Below are 18,966 nucleotides of genomic sequence, written 5' to 3'. Positions count from 1 at the left end.
CCGGAGGCCGACATGAGCACGAACAAGTGGAAGAACATGGACGCCGGCCTGCTGACGATGATCGCCAAGGTCGCCCGCAACGAAGCCCTGAGCGCCGCCGACGAAGTGTCCATCGCCGATTTTCTGAAGGGCTATGCCGGGGCCGGTGCCGAGCCCGGCTTTGCCGGTGGCCCGAGCGGCGACGTGCGCGGCAGCAACAACCTGCGCCGCACCAACTGGTTCAACGGCCGCTACCTCACCGCCGAGGCCCTGTCGCGCCAGGACGTGTACTTCGACACCCGCGCGCGCCTCGCCGCCCATGCCCAAATGCCCGGCATCGCCTGGGGCCTGGGGCTGTCCGCCGACGGTCTCAACAGCACCTCCATCGACACCGAAGGCCGCTTTGGCGGCCTGCCCTCCAGCCGCAGCATCACCCTGCGCCGGGGCCTCGCCTTCGACCACATCGGCCGTCCCATCCTGGTGTCCACGCCCTTCACCTTCAGCATCGACCAGCTCATCGGCGCCTATCGCAAGACGCCCCAAAAGGTGGTGGGCGGCGGCGTGGATTTCATGCCCTGCGTGTGCCTGGTGAACGATCCGGCCGGCCCCACCGGCGGCGGCGCGGCCCTGCCCTCGGGCCCCTTCCTGCTGATCATCCAGCCCGGCGAGACCGAAGAGGGTGGCGCCAAGGTGATGGGTGAGATCTGCGGTGGCGCGGCCTCGGCCAACTGCCGCGCCGACACCTGGCGCGGCGGCTTCGGTCTGTCGCTGGTGCGCTTCCCGGTGGAGCTGCCCTTCCGCCAGGATCTGCAGTCCGCCTGGGATCTGCGCGGCACCCTGTCGGCCTATTTCTTCGACGTCTTCGAGCACGCCCTGTGGAAGCGCTGGGATCCGGACTTTGCCACCCACGGCCCCTTCTGCGCCGACACCGGCCCAGGCCGCCACGACGCCGCCGCCATCGCCCTGGCCATGGTTTACCTGGGCGAGGACGGCAGCGCCCTGTTCATGGACCAGTGGATTCCCCGCCGCACCATCTGCGGCACCCCGGCCGAAGACTGGCACCGCACCCGCTTCGGTGCCCCGCCCCGGGCCGCCGCCTGGGCGCGCATCCACCAGTTCCAGTGCATGCTGGCCGAAAGCCTGGTCATGCGCCCCTCCAATGCGGACAACACCAACCTGTTCGCCCGCGGCTTCCGGCACATCCCGCCAATCGGCTTCCTGCCCGTCAAGCCCGGCCCGGGCGACGAAAAGCGCCCCATGGGCATCCCCCTCTTCGACAAGCTGCTGGGCAACACCCAGGGCGCCCAGTGGCTGGTCTCGCCCCTGGTGCGCAACGCTCTCGGGCAGGCGGAGGACTACTTCCAAGGCACCCGCGTGATCACCTACGGGGTGGTGGCCCTGCACGACGACGACATCCTTGAGGATCTCAACAACGTTTTCGACAAGGACCCGATCCAGCTCAGCCTGCGCCCGCCCCGCAACAACCCGGACGCGGCCACGGCGGTGGCGGGTGCCCCGGCGCCCGGCCACTACAAGGCATCGCTGTATCAGGCCGGCACGGTGCAGACCACCAATGCGGTGGCCCTGCCCGGCTTCCTGGGGGTGCTGGCCAACCTGTTCGATGTGCTGGGCATGGATGAGCTGGTCAATCGGCGCACCGAGATCGTCAAGCTGGTGGTGCCCCTGCAAGGGCTCACCCGGGAACACCCCCTGGTCGGCCGCCTGCAGGAGGATGCCCTCAACCAGGCCCAGTCCTGGGGTGTGAACCCCTTGCTCACCGCAGCCAACCCCCTCGGCCAGCTGGGCACCGTCAACGACACCGCCGAAGCCCTGGCCGGCCTGGTGGCGCGCCTCGGGCTGGACATGCTGCCGCGCCATTTCGTGGTGTACGTCAAGCAACGCCTGGTGCTGCTCGACCTGCTGTTCTACCTGCTCGAAATCCTCCAGTTCCTGCTCAACTTCATGCGCGAGATCCAGAGCCTCAGCAAGACAGGCAACACTGGCAGCACCGGCAACGCCCAGACCAGCGTGTCCACCGAGCAGGTACGCGCCCAATACCTGCGCCAGCCGGCCGAAAAACGCGCCATGGTGGAAGCCATCATGGCCGAGCCCGATGTGCAGACCAGCATCGCACGGGCGGCCGACCTGAGCGGTTCCGGCATCGCCGTGACCACCCGCAATCAGGCCTTCCTGGACAAGGTGCAGAGCACCGAGTCGTCCCTCGCCAACACCATCACCGACCCCGCCGAACGCAAGCGGGTCGCCCTCGGCCAGGTGGCCGACAGCTACGCCGCCGAGTACCCGGACTACCAGCTCGTCCAGGTGCTGGCCGCGGTGCAGCCCCAGCACACCCTGGCGGTTGTCAACAAACTGTCGGTGGCCCGCAGCGCCGAGCCCACCCGCAGCCTGGCCGACGATCTGGTCAAGGACGGCCCCGCCGTGTTCGAGGCCGACGAGGCCCGGCCCCTCTATGCCGACCTCAAATCCAGCCTGGAAAACCGCAAGATGGCCGAGTACGTAAAAGACAGCGACAGCCGGCTGACCGTAAAGGAGGTGCTGGCCAGCACGCCGGAAGAAGCCGAGAAGCTGCTCGGCGCCGAAGGCTATGCCGAGTTCCGCAAAAACTACCAGGCCGACCGGGCCGCCGCCATCGCCGGGGCCGAAGCCCTCGCCAAAGGCGTGCCGAGCGAGCTGGCGGTGAAGGTGGAGGCTGGCATCCAGGCCGGCAAACCCGCCGAGACGGTGGTGGAAACGCTGAAGACCGAAACCGCGATCAGCAGCACCAATCGCCCGATCCTGGACCAGACCGCGACCCTCCTGCGCATCACCGGCGGGCAGGCCGGCTTCCTCAAACTGGTGAAGCGCACCTGAAGCCACCGCCATGAACGACTTCGTCGACATCGGCCAGCTGTCCACCCGCATCCGCAGCGCGGATGCAGAGTACGCCCAGGCGCTCGCCGGGCAGGTGCGCCAGCTGGCCGACCGACAACTGGCCCGGGCCATGGAGGGTACCGGTGCCCGGGCCCTGGCCCGCGCCCGGCTGCCCGCCAGCGCAGTGGTTGCCGTACAGCGCCTTGACCTGCACCTCAAGGTGGCCGCCGATGTGGCCAGCGCGGATCTCGCCACCGGCTGGGCCGCCGCCTTCGAGGCTGGCCTGGCCCGCCTGCTGGCCGCCACCGCCCCCGGCGATGTGGACGACGACGCCCCCGCCGCCTGGTTTGCCGACGCCTGGGCCGCCGAGCAGCGCCACCTGGAGCGCCGCCTCGCCGGGATGGCCGACGCCTGGTGGGCCCCCGATCTGGCCGGGGACGAGGACAGCGCCAGATCCTTCGCCTCCCTCGACCCCCTCGCTCCCCTCGCCATCCTGCAGCGCTGGCTCGCGCGCGACCCTGCCCGCACGGTGAGCACCCTGGCCGGAATGGCCCGCGCCGATGCCCGCGTTGCCACCCTGCTCGCCCCCGACGAAGCCGCCGCCTTCACCCGCGCGCTGCTCCGGCAGCTGGCCCGCCCGGACGCAGAGCGCGCGCTGCTCAAGCCGGTGGCCCCCCTTGCCTCCCACCCTGCCCCCCTCCCCACAGGGCTGACCGGCGGCAACACCCTGAGCTTTACCGCGCTGAGCGACGGCATTCCTGCCCACCTACAGGCGGCCTTGGCACGTCTCGCCCAACATCACCGGCGCCTCAGCGCGGCCACGGGCAACGCGGCCCTGAGCGCCCCCTGGCTCGCCGCCCTGCTGCTGGCCGAGGCACCTTCTGCCAGCGGCCTGCCGGCGGCGGCGCTGGCACGTCTGCTGACGCAGGGCGCTACGACAGACAGCCCGCCGGCCAGTGCGCCATCCATTCAACCCACCCTGGTCGATGCAGGTCAGCCCACCGCGGCGCCATCCAGCCCGCAAGCTGCCACCGCCACCCTGCACCCGATCAACGCCGGTGGCCTGCTGCTGTTGCTGCGCCCACTGCTGCGCCTCGACCTGCTGCCCGCCCCCGAAGCGCTTGGCACCGCCCTGGGCGACCTGGCCCTGTGTGCCCTGCGCCGGGCCTTCGCCCCCCTGCCACCCGGCGAACGGGCCGTGGCCGAAGAACGGGAACGCCCGCTGCTCGCCGTGTTTGCCCCCGAATGCGACTGGCGTGAGCGCATCGCCCTGATCCCCGTGAGCAACCCGGCCACCGCCGACGCGTTGCTGGACGCTCTGGTGGCGGCCATCCCCGCCGACATCACCGCGGCGTCGGGCGCCCTGCGCCAGGTGTTCGGCCCGCTGCCGCCGGCCTTCCCGACCGGTGCGGACACCCGCCTGGCCCGCCTGTTGCTGCGCCCCGGCCTGCTCAGCGTCACCCCCTGGGACGCCGAGCTGACCTGGCCCCTCGCCGCCATCGACCTGGCCCTGCGCCGCGCCGGCTGGGACCAGGACCCGGGCTGGCTGCCCTGGCTAGGCCGGACAGTGCGCCTGCGCTTCGGAGACCCGTCATGACCGGCCCCCGCGGCAGTGCCCTGCTCGACCTGTGGCTGGCCCTGGCCGCAGGCCGCCTGCTGCTGCGCCGGCCGGACGACCCGGGCCTGCTGCGCCTGGCCGCGCCCCACCTGGCCACCGACACGCCCCAGCACCTCGCAGAAGCCATCGCCGGCAGCGCCGACACCCTGTTCGCCGCCCTCGAAACCCGGCCCGACGCCGAGCCTCTGGCGCGCATTGCCAGCGGCTGCCGGCTGTCCGGCTTCGACCTGGACCTGCTCGCCCTGGCCGCGCTGCCGTGCTTTGATGAGGACGCCGCCGGCACCATCGCCACCCTCACCGGCGGGCCGCGGCGCGTCACCGTCGGTCTGGCCCTCAAACTGCTGTTCGGCGATCTGGCCGAGCCACAGGCAGTGCGCAGCGCCTTGCGCGCCTCGCCCCTTTGGCACACCGGGCTGATCCGCTCCGAAGAGAGTCGGCGCCCCCTGCTGGAACGCCGCCTCGACCCCACCGAGACCCTGCTGGCCGGCCTCGATGGCCTGGCCCCGGCCGAGGCCGGCGCCGGCTGGCAGGTGCGCCAGCTCGTGCCCCCGGCCCGCCCGGCGGCGAGCATCCGCCGCGCCGCCGGACTGATCATCGACATACCGGGCGTGTGCCTGCACCTCTCGGGACAGGCGGACCGCGCCGAGGAAGTGCTGGCCGTCGCCGCGGCCCCGGCACCGGCCCTGGTCCTCGACGCCCCCGACGACAGCGCGCCGCCGCCCTGGGCCGAGGCCCACCTACTGCACCTGGCCACCGGCGCCCGGGTCGCCCTGCGCACCGGGGCCGGGCAGCTCAATGCCTCCGGCCCGGTGCCGCCGGCCATGGTCATCGCACCGCCCAGCTTTTCCCTGCACGGCCCCGGCGCTCACCTGCGACGCCTCGAAGTCGGCAACAGCGACCCCATTGAGCTGGCCGACGCCTGGCAGCAGACCCTGGCTTGCAGCCAGGCCGACGCCGACGAGCTCGCCGGGCGCAACTGGATCGACGACGACACCCCGGCCCTGGTCGCCGCGGCCCTGCCCCCCGACGCCAGCCTGCCCGAGATCCTCGACGAGCTGTCGCGCCTGACCCCGCCCCGCGCCCTGCGCCTGGCCACCCGCTCGACCCCCGCCGTGCCGTGGACCCGGCTGGTGCTGCCGCCCCAGACCGGCGACCGCCTGGAAGACCTGATCCGTCGGGTGCGCCGCCGCGTCAGCGTGCAGCTACGCTGGCGCATGAGCACCGGCGGGCGCGGCCGCTCGGTGATCGGCCTGCTGTATGGCGAATCCGGCACGGGCAAGACCCTCGCCGCCGAGGCCATGGCCACGCGCCTGCACCTGCCCATGCTGTCGGTGGACCTGTCCCTGGTGGTGTCCAAGTACATCGGCGAAACCGAGAAGAACCTCTCCGAACTCTTCGCCGCCGCCGAGGGCTACGCCGCCCTCCTGTTCTTCGACGAGGCCGACGCCCTGTTCGGCAAGCGCACCAACGTGCAGGACGCCCACGACCGCTACGCCAACATCGAGGTGAACTACCTCCTGCAGCGCCTGGAGTCCTTCGAAGGCTGCGCCCTGCTGGCCACCAACCTGATGCAGGGGGTGGACGACGCCTTCATGCGACGCTTCGACCAGGTGGTGCACTTTCCCCGCCCGGGCGTGGCCGAGCGCGGCGCCATCTGGCGCGGACAGCTCCCCGCGGCGCACCTGGCACCCATGATTTCCATCGAGCAGCTGGCCGAGCGTTTCGAGCTCACCGGCGGCGAGATCCGCAACGCTGCCCTCTCGGCAGCCTTCATGGCCGCCGACGGCGGCACCGTGGTCACGGAGGGCATGATCGATGCCGCCGTGGCCGAAGAGTTCTGCAAACTGGGCCGGCCTTTCCCACGCCGGCAGGGAGCCTATCCATGACCGACATCGCCACCATCCTGAGCCAGGCCAGGACCAAGCTCACCACCTGGCAGGCCGAAGCCGCCAGCGCCGCCGCCAATGGCGCCTCGCAGACCCAGTCTGCCGACGCCGCCTGGGACGCCGTAGCCGCCATCGAGGCCGCCACCAACCACGCCGACGGCCTGCGCACCCAGGTTCTGGCGCGCAACGACACCCTGGCTGCCGCCCTGGCCGCCCGCGCCGCGGCCCTCGCCGATGCCGAAGCCGCACGCAGCGAAGGCGCCAGCCCACCCCTGGCCGACGCCTCGGCCACCGCCCTGCGCACCGCCGTGGCCGCCGCCGCCGGCGTCACACCGGCCAGCAAGCTCGACGACGCCGCCTTCAAGAGCGCCGCGAGTACCGTGGACACCAGCATCGCCGCCCTCGACGACACGGCCCTCAACGACCTCGCCGCGGCGCTGGTCACCCTCGAGACCAAGCTGCAGGACTACGAGGACGCCGAGGCCGCGGCCGAAGTCGCCCTCACCGCCGCCGAGAGCGCCCCGGCCATCATCGCCGACGATCTGAGCACAGCTCTGGTGCAGCGCGAAGCGGCCGCCACCCTGGCCGCCGCCGGCAACAAGCCCGCCGCCGTGCTCGCCTACGTGGACTACCAGGCCGCCCGCACCCGCCTCACCGCGGCCACCGCTGCCGCCGCAGCGACCAAGCTGCAGACCGACTGGAACACCGCCCGCGACGCCCAGTTGTCGGCGGCCGCCGACCTGCTCGCTGCCCAGCTGGCCGTCATCCAGGGCCAGCTCACCCTGGCCCGCAAGCGGGCCGAGATGACGGCCAGACTCACCACCCGGGACGCGGTCGCCAGCGCTGCCATGGACGCCGTGCTCAACCCGCCGCCGGCCCCGCCGGGGCCGTAGTCCGCGGGCCCGTCCGCCAGGCCCCGGTGGCCCCACCATGAGCCGCAGCACGCCTCTTGCCGAGTCCAGGCCGGCCCGCTCGACCGGCCCGTCGCCCGTGGCCGAATCGGCCCACTCGGCCAAGTCGCCTGCCGCCGCGGAGCCCGCCAGGGCATCCGCGGGTTCGGGTGCGGGCCCGACCCCCGCCAGTGGTGCCGCGGCACCGCCTCCCCAACCACCACGGGGGGGAGACCAGACCGACTACCTGCAGCGCCGGCTCGGGGCAGCCCCCCGCTTGAACCAGACGGACAGGGGCCAGGCGCTCCCCCAGCGCCCTGCCCTTGAACGACTGTTTGGCGAACCCATCACCGGCCTCGACCTGGCCTTTGGCGTCCCCGCCCCGGGCGGACGGCGCGACGCCCACGCGGCGGCCCGGGGAAACCGCGTGGAGTTCGCCGACCAGGCGCCCCCCCTCGACCTGCTGGCCCACGAGCTGGCCCACACCGTGCAGGCCCGACGGGGCGCCGAAGGCCCCGGCGACAGCCGCGACAGCCTGGAAGCGGAGGCCCGCCGGGCCGCCCGCAGCGCATCCGGCGGCACGCCACTGCAACTCAAGGGGCGCGCACCGGATGCCTGGCTTTACGACGCACCCACCTCTCCCCGGGGGGCCGAGGCCCTGCGCACGGCGATCAGAACGCCGGCCACGGATGGCCCCCCCAGCGTCCGCGTGCTTGCCATTCTCCGGGAGAACGCCGCCCCGGCCGACATGGCCCGCCTGCGCACTGACTACGGCGCCAACTTCTTTGGCGATCTGAAGAAGTGCCTCGACGACACCACCTGGGGCGAAGCCCGCGCCTACCTGGGCGCCCAGCTCACCCTGGCCGAGAACATCCAGACCCGCACCGGTATCCTGATCGACGATCAGGCAGGGGTTTTCGAAACCCTGGAGCGCTGGCCGGAAGACGACGCATTGCGCATGATCGAGGACGCCCAGGGCGTCGCCGCCCCCGGCGTGGCGCCCGGAGCAGCGGGGCCGGCGCCCTCCGCCCGTGCCAGTTGGGCCGAGGTGCAGGATGCCCTGAGCCACGCGCTCGACGCCGACGGCCAATATCGGGCCACCCAGATTCTCCTGGGCAAGGCAGAGCGCGCCCGCGCCAGCCGGCCCCCACCGCCACCGGGCAGCCCCGCGCGGGAAGACGCCGTATCGAAGCAGCGGGTGGCCTATGCCCATACCCGCATCGTCGCCGCCGAAGGCGCGGGGCGCGCCCGGGATGCCTTCCTCGCCATCGCCGATCTGAACGCCGCCCAACGGGCCGCACTGCGCCCGCGCCTGGACGGCGGTAGCTGGCCGCGGCTGGGCGCGGCCATTGGCCGGGTCCGGGCCATCGCCAGCGAACCCGACGATGCCGCCGCCCTGGCACAGGCCCTGCGCGCCGCGGGCGAAGGCAGCGGAGACATCTCGCCGGCAATGCTCCAGCATGCTGCGGGGCGGGCCGGCGACATGATTGCAACAGCCCGTGCCCGCCTCGCCGCCCTGCCGCCCACGTCCAGCGAAGAGCGCAACCGCCTCACCGCCGAGCTGGAGAGCCTTGAACGGCGCTTCCACGAAGGCACCCTGGTTCAGTCCCTCTACTTCGCCTCCCATCAGACGGGGGGCGAAACCCTCAAGGCCCTTGGCGCACCCGAAGAGCTGGCGGCCCAGTTCACCATCAACAAGGTGGGCAACTTCGACGAGCTTCTGGCCTTCATCCGCAAGGTGCCGGCCGCGCGCCGCCTCGCCATCACCGAGTCGCCCTGGTATCAACCCAAGCTGACTCAGGTGATGGGCATCAACCCGGACACGGCCCGCATGAACCTGCTGCTGGCCGCCCTTTACGAGGGCAACCCGCAGCTCGCCAATACCGACTTCCTGCGCCGGCAACAGGCCATGCTGGACGCCTACGATGTTGAACGGGCGTGGGATCCGGACGATCCGGTCAAGGCGTGGATCATCCTGTCCCGCAAGACCCCCGCTCGCTGCCAGGCCCTGGTGGAACTGATGAAGTTTCAGCCCGACCCGGAGCAAAAGGCGGCGAAGCCGCCCCCACCGCTGTATGCCCTGCTCCAGCGCCTGGAAGCCGGCCTCGCGCGGGAACGCGTCCTGGCCACGCGCCTGCGGCGGGGGCTCGCCGGCGATGGCGCAACGCTGCTCCGGGAAGACGCCATCAAGGTCCGCGGCAGTGCAAACACAGCGCTGATCGACAACCCCCGGGCCTATATCGAGAGCGTCATCAACACGCCGGCAGCCCAGGCCGAGCTTCGCCGTGGCATGGTGATCCGGCGCCGGCTGACGGAGAACCCGAGCCTGCCGGTCTCGGCCGAGGATCGCGCCCTTGCCGCCAAGTACGATGGCGCGCGCCAGGCCGCCGAGCAGATCGGCGACAAGGACCCGGCACTGCGTGAAGCCTTCGAGAACGTGGCCTTCGGCGAACCGGACCTGCAGGGCACCCAGCCCGGCCAGGACCCGGCGGTCGAGGCCGACTTCATGCACTACCGGCTGGAGGCCCGCCTCGCGGCCGTGCGCACCCAGGGCTCCAAGGCCACCACCGACGTCGTGAGCTGGGCCGGCCCGACGGTGGACGAGAACGCCGCCCGTTTCCGCGTCTACTACGATCAGGTGCGCCTGCGCGGCATCGGCCGCCCCGAACTGGCCCAGCTCGCCGACTTCTACTACCGGACGATGGCGGCGCTGGATGCCTTTGCGCCGGCCAACCGGGCGTTTGCTTCCACGGCCGCGCAACTGGTGGCGGCGGTGGCCGCCACCGTGGTGGTCTCCGCCGCCAGCGGTGGCAGCCTCGGGCCGGTGGCCGTGGGCGCCCTCGCGGCCTTTGTCGGCGGGGCCACGGCGGGGCTCACCGGTGCCGCCATCCGCGGCAATTCCACCTCAGGTGAAGTGCTGACCGACGTGGCGACCGGGGCGGTGGAAGGGGCTGTTTCGGTGGTGGGCTCGGCGTTGGCGGCAAAGGCCGTGCATGGCGCCACCGCCGGCCGCGCGGCGGGGCAGGCAGCACGCATGGCCGGCGGCCAGGCCGTGCGCACCGCCACGGGCGGCGCCGGGGCCGCCGTGGCGGAGGCCGTCATCGACGGGGCCATTGGTGGCGCGGCGGGCGAGCTCTTCCAGACGGCCATCGACGAAGCCACCTGGGACCGGGGCGTCGCCTCCGCCCTGGCCGCCCTGCTCGCCGCTTTGGCCAGGGGTGCGGCGATGGGTGCCGGTGCCGGTCTGGTCGGCGGCCTGGCCACGACGGGCCTGGGCGCAGCATGGCGGCGCGTGGCCGGCAGCCATGGCCCGCAGGCGGTGAGCGAAGTCCTGAGCGCCTTCGACCACATCTCGATCGGCAAGGCCGACCACCTCGCCGGCCTGTCCGAGCCCCAGCTGGAAGCCCTCTTCCGCGCCCGCCGTCTGGCCCTGGCCGGTGACGACGAGTCAGCCGTGGCCCTGCTCCGGCAGATGAACGTGGTGCCCGAGGGCAAGGCCGGCGAACTGCTCGATGCCTTCCGGGCGCGGCGCAAGCTGGTGGAAAAGGCCTCCGCCGAAATGGGCATCTCCATCGACGACCCGGCCCTGGCCGAACGGCTGCGCGTCGGCAACGTGATGGTGACGTCGGATCTGCCCGCGGGTGCCGCCCAGGTGCGCTACGCCGTGGGCCTGGACGGCGTGAAAAAGCTGGAGCTGTGGGTGGGCCGCGGCACCCGGCTGGGCGACGTCACCATCCACCAGGCCACGGCCGACGCCCTGCGCCGCTGGGGCGAAGACACCGCCAACCTGCGCGGCATGCTGGAACGGGTGCGGGCCTGGGCACGGGGCGGCACGCTGTCCAACGAGGAAGAGGTCATCCTTGAACTGCAGAAGCACGCACACATGATCGAGGCCCGGGAGCAGGCCCTGTCGGGTCTGACCCCCGGGAGCGACACCGCCCACCGCCTCGACCGCGAGATCGCCACCCTGCGCAGCGATGCGGAAGCGCTGCAAGGCCGTCTGGGTGGATTTGGCGTTCCGGAGGGGGTCATTGCCGGGTATGGCGGACGCAACTCGGGCGACACCTCCCTCCGCCCACCGGTGCGGGTGACATCCGAACCCCCCATCACGTTCAGGAGGCGACGCTTCAATGACATCTCGCAGCTACCCCGCAACGCGGATGGTTCCATAGCGCCCATCCCCGACGGCGTGGTGTATGAATTCCCCGGCGGGAACCGGGTCTGGCGGGAGGGTGACATCTATCGCCACGACACGGTGCTGGGGCCGTCCACGGGCAGGCGCCAGACCGAGCTTGAGATGCCCAGCGCCTCCGAGCACGGCCGCCCCGAGGTGGCCAGCATGGAGCGCGCCCACACCCTGGGCCAGGGCACGGGCTTCGAGAGCCCCTTTGCCATCTTCTACGCGCCCCGGGAGGTCAATCAGATCATCCAGAACAACGGCGTCGAAGAGATGCTGCGGGGCCTGCACAACAGCGCACGCCCCGGCGAGAGCTTCCACGTGTCCACCCTGACCAAGCCCCACCCGGGCACCCAGCGGCTGGCCGAGATCCGCTACCGGGTGGAGGTCAAGCGCGGCGCCGGCAGCCCGGAGTTTCTGTTCGAATACCAGATCACGGTGGGCCGTGAAGCGCCCTTCCAGGTCAACCATGGCCTCGCCAACATCACCGAAGATCCGGACCTGGCCCAGTTCGCAGACATGGTGGATGTTCCCCAGCGCCTGCGCTCGCGCTTTGCGATGCACTCGGGCGGCGCCGGCAGCGCCCCGGTTGTCGAGGCCCGCAACTGGCCCAGTGTCCAGCACCTCATTGATCAGCCCGTCGCCACCGCGGCCCTGCCCGCCGACTACATCCGCCAGCGCAGCTCGGACGGCACCTCATGGATCATCCGCCGCCGGGATGCCAATGACGCGGAGTTCCAGCGCCTGACAGTCAGAACCCGCGCCGATGGCGTCCCGGTCATCGCCGTCTGGCGCGCTTTCGAATAGGCCCTGCGATGACCGCCCCCAATCAACCCGCCTGGTGAAATCATCATGGCCCGCACACCGATCCGCCATCCCCCCGTCACCCGCGACCGCCCCGCCGAACAGCGGGCCGACCGGGTTGCCCGGGGCGAGCGCCCGGCCCGCAGCAGCCGCGTGGCCCGGGATGCCGCCCCATCCAGCCTGGGCCTGGGCGCCGGCCAGCCCCTGCCCGCCACCGAGCGCCGCTATTTCGAGAGCCGCCTCGGCGCCGACCTTGCCGGGGTGCGCATCCATCCGGATGCCGAAGCTGCGACCAGCCTGCGTGCCAACGCCTTTGCCGCCGGCCGCGACATCGGCTTTGCCCCCGGGCGCTGGCAGCCCGGCACGGTGGAGGGGCGGCGCCTGCTGGGCCACGAGCTGGCCCATGTGCTGGAGCAGGGCCGCAGCCGGCAGCCGGCCGTGCAACTGGAGGACGCCGCCAAACCGGAAGACGCCGACAAGGCCGCCGACGCCCTGAGCGAGGGCGTGAAGACCGTCGTGGAACAGGCCAAGGAGAACGAAGGGGTGAAGAGCGCCCTGCTCGACCCGGCCAAGAACTACGCCCTGCGCCAGTGGAACCCCCTGGGCACCGCCGAGAAGGTGGGGGTGGCCGGCTTCGGAGCCGGCACCTATGGCCTGGCCCTGGGCGCCGGCCTGGCCGACCCCGCCGGACGCAAACTGCTGTCGGACGTGAACCTGGTGGCGCCCCTGGGGCTGATCCCCTATTCCACACTCACCGGCTTCAGCTATGTGCTGCCCGCAACCCCGGCCAGCCCCACCCTGTTCAAGGCCAGCTTCTCGGGGGACGATCTGCTGGGTCTGGCCCATCAGAAGGTCTCATGGATGCCCCCCATGACCCTCAGCCTGGACCTGGGCTGGAGCGTCGATCCGTCCGGGGCCGTGAGCCTGAGCACCGCCAGCGCCGTATGGGGGGTGATGCCCGGCGTGTCGCTGAAACTGGGCAGCGGCGCAGCGCCCGAATGGAAGCCGCTGGTCAGCGGCCCCGATGGCCAGACGGCGACCGTCATGAAGTCGGTGCCGGCCCCGGCGGGCAGCGCCGCAACGCCGGCCGGCACCGGCGTGTTCGTCACCGTGGATCTGCTCAAGGCGCCCTTTATCCCCGCACCGATCCGTTCGGCGCTGGGGGGAGACACAAAGGGGAAGTGAGGCCATGGACACCCGCAGCCCACCCGCCCCCACCCTGGTCGCGCGTCAACGCCCGCCATGCCCGTCAAAGCCGACCTCACCCACGCCGACAAGCCGGTAAAGGTCGGTGCCACCCACGACCCGGCGGAGGCCGAGGCCGACCATCTGGCCGAGTTTCTGATCGCCACGCCGGGCGCCCAGCCACTCGCCTGCAGTGCCTGCGCCGCCGGTGACGCCCCCTGCCCGGCCTGCGCCACCGGTGCCGCCACCCTGCGCCGCAAGGCGCTCGGCGGAGAACCCGCCGGCAGCGCCATGTCGCCAGCGGTCGGCCAGGCCCTCTCGGCACCCGCCACACCACTCCCGGATGCCGCCCGGCGACGCTTCGAACACCGCCTCGGTACCGACCTGGCGGCACTGCGGGTGCACACGGGCACCGCCGCCGCCCGCGCGGCGCACAGCATGGGCGCCCGTGCCTTTGCCCTGGGTCACGACATCGTCTTCGGTGCTGGCGAGTACCGCCCCGACACCCGGGACGGTCAGCGCCTGCTCGCCCACGAGGTGGCCCACGTGGTGCAGGACGGCCCGGGCGGCACCCTGCGCCGCAAACCGAGCACCCCGCCCGACCCGGTGCAGGACGCCAGCGACGACGAGCGGCAGCTCGAGAAGATGCAGCTGTTGCCGGAGAGCAACTTCATCAATGGCGCCGCCAGCGTTGGCGGGCTGAAGGCCTGGCAGGCCCGCTACCCCCTGTCATACGAAGAGATGAAGAAGCGGGCCGTCGCCCTTTACGGCGAGGCCGGCTACGAACGCCTTCTGGCCGCCGACGGCCAGGTGCTGCCGCTGGTGCAGAAATCCGAAATGCTGATGACGCGGCTGACGGCGCTGCGTGACCGCTACGACGCTGAAGACGAAGCGGCCCACACGGTCATCGACGCCTACGGTGGCACCAATTTTCTGATCGGCGACAACGTCCGCGGCTGGTTCGACCTGAACTACGACTGGCTGGGCCAGCAGTATTCCAAGTACGACAATTTCGACCTCGGGCTCTTCCAGGCGCTGCTGTCGGAGGATGTGGACACCCTGATCGAACGGGTGGCCGAAAACGCCGACGCCGCCAAGCTGGAGGCCGACGAGGAGAAGGAGCGCAAGGAGGGCTGGATCGAGGACGGTGCCGACGTGCTGGGCAGCGTGGTGGCCAGGCGGGACGACGTGTTCTTCGATGACGAGATCGCCCTGGAGAGCGTGCTCGACCCGCCGGAAGGCAGCGACAAGGCCGACGAGATGCTGGCCATGGCCCGCTACGCCGGCCGCATGTCGGCCGTGGTGAAGGTGAAGGAGCGTTATTACGCCTACAGCTTGTCGGAAGATTTCGACCAGTCGAACGTGTTCTGGGGCAAGGAGCTGGATGCTTACTCCCGCGTGGTGCCGGCCGGGCCCCTGGGCGGGGCGGTGGTGGCCCTCACCACCACCAGTGGCCTGCCCCTGAAGGGCGAGGATGGGGGGCGTTTCAAGGGCGGCGACCAGCTCAACAACCCGGAAGCCTATCTCGACACCGACACCGAGATGCTGGCCTCGGGCAAGGCTGACGCCCTGGGGCTGAGCCCTTCGGTGATGTTCCGCAGCATGGTGCGCAACCTGGCGCTGGTGAACCTGAAGCAGGCGGAAGCCAACCTGCAGGGCATCGAGAATCAGATGATGCCCGACTTCGGCATCGATCCGGCGGCCGGCGCCGCGTTGCAGAAGGACACCGCCCGCCTGCGGGAGCTGACCGTTCAGGTGGCAGGCCTGGCCGTGGAGATCGGCGACGGCGAGGCGAGCGAAGAACAGATAGACCGCCGCGATGCGCTGCTCTCGGAAATCGGCACCATCAACGAGCGCAGCCCGGCCGCCGCGCTGATGGTCAAGAGCAGCCGCAAACCGGACGACCAGGACCCGGTCGAGGAAGACCAGATCGAGGACACGCTGGCCGACAAGCGGAGTGGCGATGCAGCCATGGCCGCGGTCAATGAAGCCCGTGACCGCAAGGCCAACATCAACAAGGTGCGCCTCGCCCTCTTTGATGACCCGGATTTCGTGCTCGGCCTCGACGTGCTCCACGACGCAGTGCTGGCCCACTTCTCCGAAACGGACCGCCTGCGCATCAAGGCCGAGCTGGTCTTCAACACCATTGCCTCGGTGGCCGGCACCATCGGCCTGCTCGGGCTCGACCTGGCCCTGCTGGTGGCGGGCTTCTTCACCGGCGGCCTCACCTGGCCCGGCCTGATGCTCCACGGCGCCGGCACTGCCCTCGGGCTGGCCCAGGCCGGCCAGCAGATCAAGCACGCCCAGATGGTGTCGGCCATGTCCGAGCTGGACCTGGAAGGCGGTTTCCAGCTCGCCAGCAAGGACCAGGCCAAGAGCGCCCGCAACTGGGCACTGGTGGGTTCGGCCCTGAGCTTCCTGTCGGTGATCGGGCTGGCCCGCACCGGCGCCAAGCTCCTGGCCGCCACCGAGCGCGAAGCCAACCTGGTGGGACGCATCGCGCACCAGGCCGGCGTGACGGAAGAGGTGATGGAAGGCGCCCTGCGCACAAACTGGCGCGGCATGCCCAACCCTGACAAAGGCGCCCTGCGCAGCCTGGTGCTGGCCAAACTGCCGGAACCCCTGGCCAAGCGCTACGGCAACCTCGCCATTGAAGTGCTCAGCGAGGAAGACTGGGCCCGCCTGTACGGGCCGAAATCACCCTCCCAAGCGGCTACCGAGTTCACCCGCAACGCCGCCGGTCAGCTGGTGCCCACCCGCATCCTGTTCCGCCGCAATGGCAACATTTTCGCCCTCCATGAAGAAGCCATGCACATCGCCCAGGCGGCGGAAAGCCCCGAGATGGCCAAGCGCATCGAGGCGGTGTCTGGGCTCACCAAGGGCATTTGGGCCAGCAAGAGCCTCCCGGAAAAGCTGCAAGCCGTGCGCGGCGTGCTCGAAGTGGAGCTGGACGCCCAGGAACGCATCCTGGCCCGCGCCCAGCAGGTGGGCGACACCGAGACCATGGACGACGCCTTTGCGCAAATGGAGAACCTCTCCATCAAGCTCGCCGAACTGGACCAATCGGTGGCCAACCCGGCGTCGCGCCTGCCTGCGTGGTTCGACGCCGCCGAGGTGCCGTCGATCTTCGCCAGCCCGCGCTTGCCCCGCAGCCGGGGCAGCTGGAGCGGCGCCCCGGGCAACTCCATCTGGAAATCCACCAACCCCAAGGTCAAGGCCATCGTCGGCAACAAGGGGGTGCGCTTCAGCAATGGCTACCCGGATTTCCGGGAGTACTCCATCGGCCAGGTGAACATCGGCCAGACGGGCCATGCCGGCGACTTCGCCGAAGCCGACATCAAGTTTGCCGAGGGCATCGCCAACGGCACCCGCAAGCCCCCGGCGGGCTACACCAAGGCCGACTTCATGACGAACGGGCAGCCCGTTGCCGCTGCCACCGAACGCTTCCGCCGTGCAGAAGGCTTCACGTGGCATCATCACCAGGGCGGCAACCAGATGATGCTCGTGCCCACCAAACTGCACGCCAACGTGCCCCACACCGGCGGCGCCTCGGCCGCCCGGGCCGGTGGCCCCTGACAGGAGACAGTCCATGCCCGGCAACGCCGCCGTCGAAGCTGCCATCACCCGTTTCGGCTTCTATCCCCTCGCCCCCCGGGCACCGCGCCCGACACCGGACGCCCTGCGCCAGCAGGCCGCCCAGGCCGGCGTCACGCTGCCCGAGGCCTTCATCACCTTTTCTGCGGAGCACGGTGCCGGTGCTTTCGAGCAGCGGGTCAGCATCGGGTTGCCCGCCGGTTGCCCCCTGGGGCCGGTTTTCATTGTGGACATCCTCTACGCTGTCGGCGCCCCCGAAGACTGGGACGCCCTGGCCCTGCGCGACGACACCTACGACGGCCGCCTGCCCCTCGCCGCCCTCCCCATCGCCACCGACGCAGGCGGGAGCCTGCTGCTGATGGCACCAGAGGACGGCGCGATTTACGCCTGGGACCACGAACACCTGGAACTCGACGACACCGCCGTCGACCGTATGGTTGCGGATCTGCTTGCCGACGGTGTTCCGGTGGGAGAACACGACATCGACCAACTGGTGCTGATGTGGGAAGAACGCCACCCCGGGCAAGTGGCCAACCCAACGGGGCATGGCAACCTGTACCCGGTGGCGGAATCGTATGAGGCGCTGTTTGGGGGGATGCGGATGGCGAAGAACTGACGTGCCATGCGGTCGAAGACCACATGGCGGCCGCGCAAAAGAAAAATGGAGCAAAGTCGCGAGGACTTGCTCCATTTTCTTGCCTGCCGGTTTCGGGATACCGGTGTGGCGGGTATTGGTGGTCGGGGAAAGAGGATTCGAACCTCCGGCCCCTGCGTCCCGAACGCAGTGCTCTACCAGGCTGAGCTATTCCCCGACGCTTTCGCTACCAGGTCAGCGATGTTTTGCTAACCTTCAAAACTAAACAGCCGCACATTATATTGTAGAACCGACGTTTTGTAAAGCTTTTTTGAATCACGTCGGACTTCAATACTTCCGTGCGACTGCGAACTTTGACAATTCTATCAAGGATTCCTTGAAAATGGAAGCAGGAAGCGCTTCCAGCGCGTTCAAAGCGAGTTCTGCCTCGGCTTCAGCCACTTTTCGGGTCGCTTCGATGGCGCCGGTGGCACGAATTGCCTCCAGAACAGCCGGAAAATCGTCGCGACCGCCATTTTCGATGGCACTACGCACACAAGCCGCGTGTTCGGGGCTGCCGTGCTTCATGGCATGGATCAGCGGCAGGGTCGGCTTGCCCTCGGCCAGATCGTCGCCGATGTGCTTGCCGGTATCGGCTTCGTCGCCCGAATAATCGAGGACGTCATCGATCAGCTGGAAGGCGGTGCCGATATGCATGCCGAAGGCCGCCAGCTTGTCTTCCATCTCCTCCCCTACGCCACCCAGGATGCCGCCAAGCCGGGCCGCCGCTTCAAAGAGCTTGGCCGTCTTGTAGCGGATCACGCGCAGGTAGTCATCGACCTCGACATCCGCGTTGTGACAGTTGAGCAGCTGCAGGACTTCGCCTTCGGCAATCACGTTGGTGGCATCGGCAAGGACGCGCATCACCTTCATGTTGTCGGCGCCGACCATCATCTGGAAGGCACGCGAATAGAGGAAGTCGCCCACCAGAACCGAGGCGGCATTGCCGAACATGGCGTTGGCCGTCTTGTTCCCGCGCCGCAATTCGGATTCGTCGACGACGTCATCGTGCAGGAGGGTTGCGGTATGGATGAATTCCACCACCGCCGCCAGCTCGCGGTGATAGCTGCCCCTGTAGCCGGCGGCACCGGCAGTGAACAGCACCATGGCGGGACGCAGGCGCTTGCCGCCGCTGCCGATGATGTACTCGGCCACCTGGCGGATGAGAACCACGTCGGAGTAGAGACGATCCCGGATGACGGCATCGAGCGCCGTCATGTCTTCGGCGATCGGCGCGTAAAGCTGCGAGAGAGACAAGGCAATGCCCAGACTAGAAAAAACGCGATGGTAGGGGCCGACTGCGATCCCGTCAAGCCGCCGGGATCAAT

9 protein-coding genes and 1 tRNA gene are annotated in these 18,966 nt (G+C 70.2%); 8 read left to right on the top strand and 2 right to left on the bottom strand.

Features of this window, described 5'->3' with window-relative positions; all coding sequences use genetic code 11:
* The first annotated feature begins 12 nt into the window (after positions 1-12).
* Genes ACIQ09_RS02100 through ACIQ09_RS02065 form a run of 8 tightly spaced genes read left to right on the top strand, consistent with a single transcriptional unit; the run spans position 13 to position 17,620 of the window.
* Complete coding sequence (locus ACIQ09_RS02100) at positions 13-2,850, top strand: hypothetical protein (protein WP_398305381.1); 2,838 nt, start codon at positions 13-15, stop codon at positions 2,848-2,850.
* A gap of 10 nt (positions 2,851-2,860) precedes the next feature.
* On the top strand, positions 2,861-4,447 hold the full coding sequence (locus ACIQ09_RS02095; RefSeq protein ID WP_398305378.1) for a hypothetical protein: 1,587 nt from the start codon (positions 2,861-2,863) through the stop codon (positions 4,445-4,447).
* Positions 4,444-6,354, top strand: coding sequence for an ATP-binding protein (locus tag ACIQ09_RS02090; RefSeq protein ID WP_398305375.1), 1,911 nt, complete (start codon positions 4,444-4,446; stop codon positions 6,352-6,354). Before ACIQ09_RS02095 ends, ACIQ09_RS02090 begins: the two co-directional genes overlap by 4 nt.
* Complete coding sequence (locus ACIQ09_RS02085; protein WP_398305372.1) at positions 6,351-7,247, top strand: hypothetical protein; 897 nt, start codon at positions 6,351-6,353, stop codon at positions 7,245-7,247. Before ACIQ09_RS02090 ends, ACIQ09_RS02085 begins: the two co-directional genes overlap by 4 nt.
* Positions 7,248-7,284: 37 nt before the next feature.
* Positions 7,285-12,228, top strand: coding sequence for a polymorphic toxin type 4 domain-containing protein (locus ACIQ09_RS02080; RefSeq protein WP_398305369.1), 4,944 nt, complete (start codon positions 7,285-7,287; stop codon positions 12,226-12,228).
* A gap of 45 nt (positions 12,229-12,273) precedes the next feature.
* Positions 12,274-13,410 carry a DUF4157 domain-containing protein gene (locus tag ACIQ09_RS02075; RefSeq protein WP_398305366.1) on the top strand — a complete coding sequence of 379 codons (1,137 nt, stop codon included), beginning with the start codon at positions 12,274-12,276 and terminating at the stop codon, positions 13,408-13,410.
* 57 nt (positions 13,411-13,467) lie between these two features.
* Positions 13,468-16,986, top strand: a complete 3,519-nt coding sequence (locus ACIQ09_RS02070; protein WP_398305363.1) for a DUF4157 domain-containing protein — start codon at positions 13,468-13,470, stop codon at positions 16,984-16,986.
* A gap of 13 nt (positions 16,987-16,999) precedes the next feature.
* Positions 17,000-17,620, top strand: a complete 621-nt coding sequence (locus tag ACIQ09_RS02065; protein WP_398305360.1) for an SMI1/KNR4 family protein — start codon at positions 17,000-17,002, stop codon at positions 17,618-17,620.
* Between the two features lie 119 nt (positions 17,621-17,739).
* On the opposite strand, the gene ACIQ09_RS02060 is transcribed toward ACIQ09_RS02065, so the two are convergent.
* Positions 17,740-17,816 (bottom strand) — tRNA-Pro (locus tag ACIQ09_RS02060).
* A 110-nt stretch (positions 17,817-17,926) separates the two neighbouring features.
* A complete protein-coding gene (ispB, locus tag ACIQ09_RS02055; RefSeq protein ID WP_398305357.1) occupies positions 17,927-18,895 on the bottom strand; it encodes an octaprenyl diphosphate synthase in 969 nt (322 codons plus the stop codon).
* Positions 18,896-18,966 lie beyond the last annotated feature (71 nt).

This window comes from Zoogloea sp. (genome assembly GCF_044344315.1).
In the GTDB taxonomy this organism is placed as follows: domain Bacteria; phylum Pseudomonadota; class Gammaproteobacteria; order Burkholderiales; family Rhodocyclaceae; genus Zoogloea.
The sequence above is the reverse complement of the archived record's forward strand: the minus strand, read 5'-3'. Positions and strand labels throughout refer to the sequence as shown.

Bases quoted from the DNA above. Each gene is read 5' to 3' on its own strand.
- ACIQ09_RS02085 (WP_398305372.1), top strand. From the start codon at position 6,351: ATGACCGACATCGCCACCATCCTGAGCCAGGCCAGGACCAAGCTCACC.
- ACIQ09_RS02070 (WP_398305363.1), top strand. From the start codon at position 13,468: ATGCCCGTCAAAGCCGACCTCACCCACGCCGACAAGCCGGTAAAGGTC.
- ACIQ09_RS02065 (WP_398305360.1), top strand. From the start codon at position 17,000: ATGCCCGGCAACGCCGCCGTCGAAGCTGCCATCACCCGTTTCGGCTTC.
- ACIQ09_RS02075 (WP_398305366.1), top strand. From the start codon at position 12,274: ATGGCCCGCACACCGATCCGCCATCCCCCCGTCACCCGCGACCGCCCC.
- ACIQ09_RS02100 (WP_398305381.1), top strand. From the start codon at position 13: ATGAGCACGAACAAGTGGAAGAACATGGACGCCGGCCTGCTGACGATG.
- ACIQ09_RS02095 (WP_398305378.1), top strand. From the start codon at position 2,861: ATGAACGACTTCGTCGACATCGGCCAGCTGTCCACCCGCATCCGCAGC.
- ACIQ09_RS02090 (WP_398305375.1), top strand. From the start codon at position 4,444: ATGACCGGCCCCCGCGGCAGTGCCCTGCTCGACCTGTGGCTGGCCCTG.
- ACIQ09_RS02080 (WP_398305369.1), top strand. From the start codon at position 7,285: ATGAGCCGCAGCACGCCTCTTGCCGAGTCCAGGCCGGCCCGCTCGACC.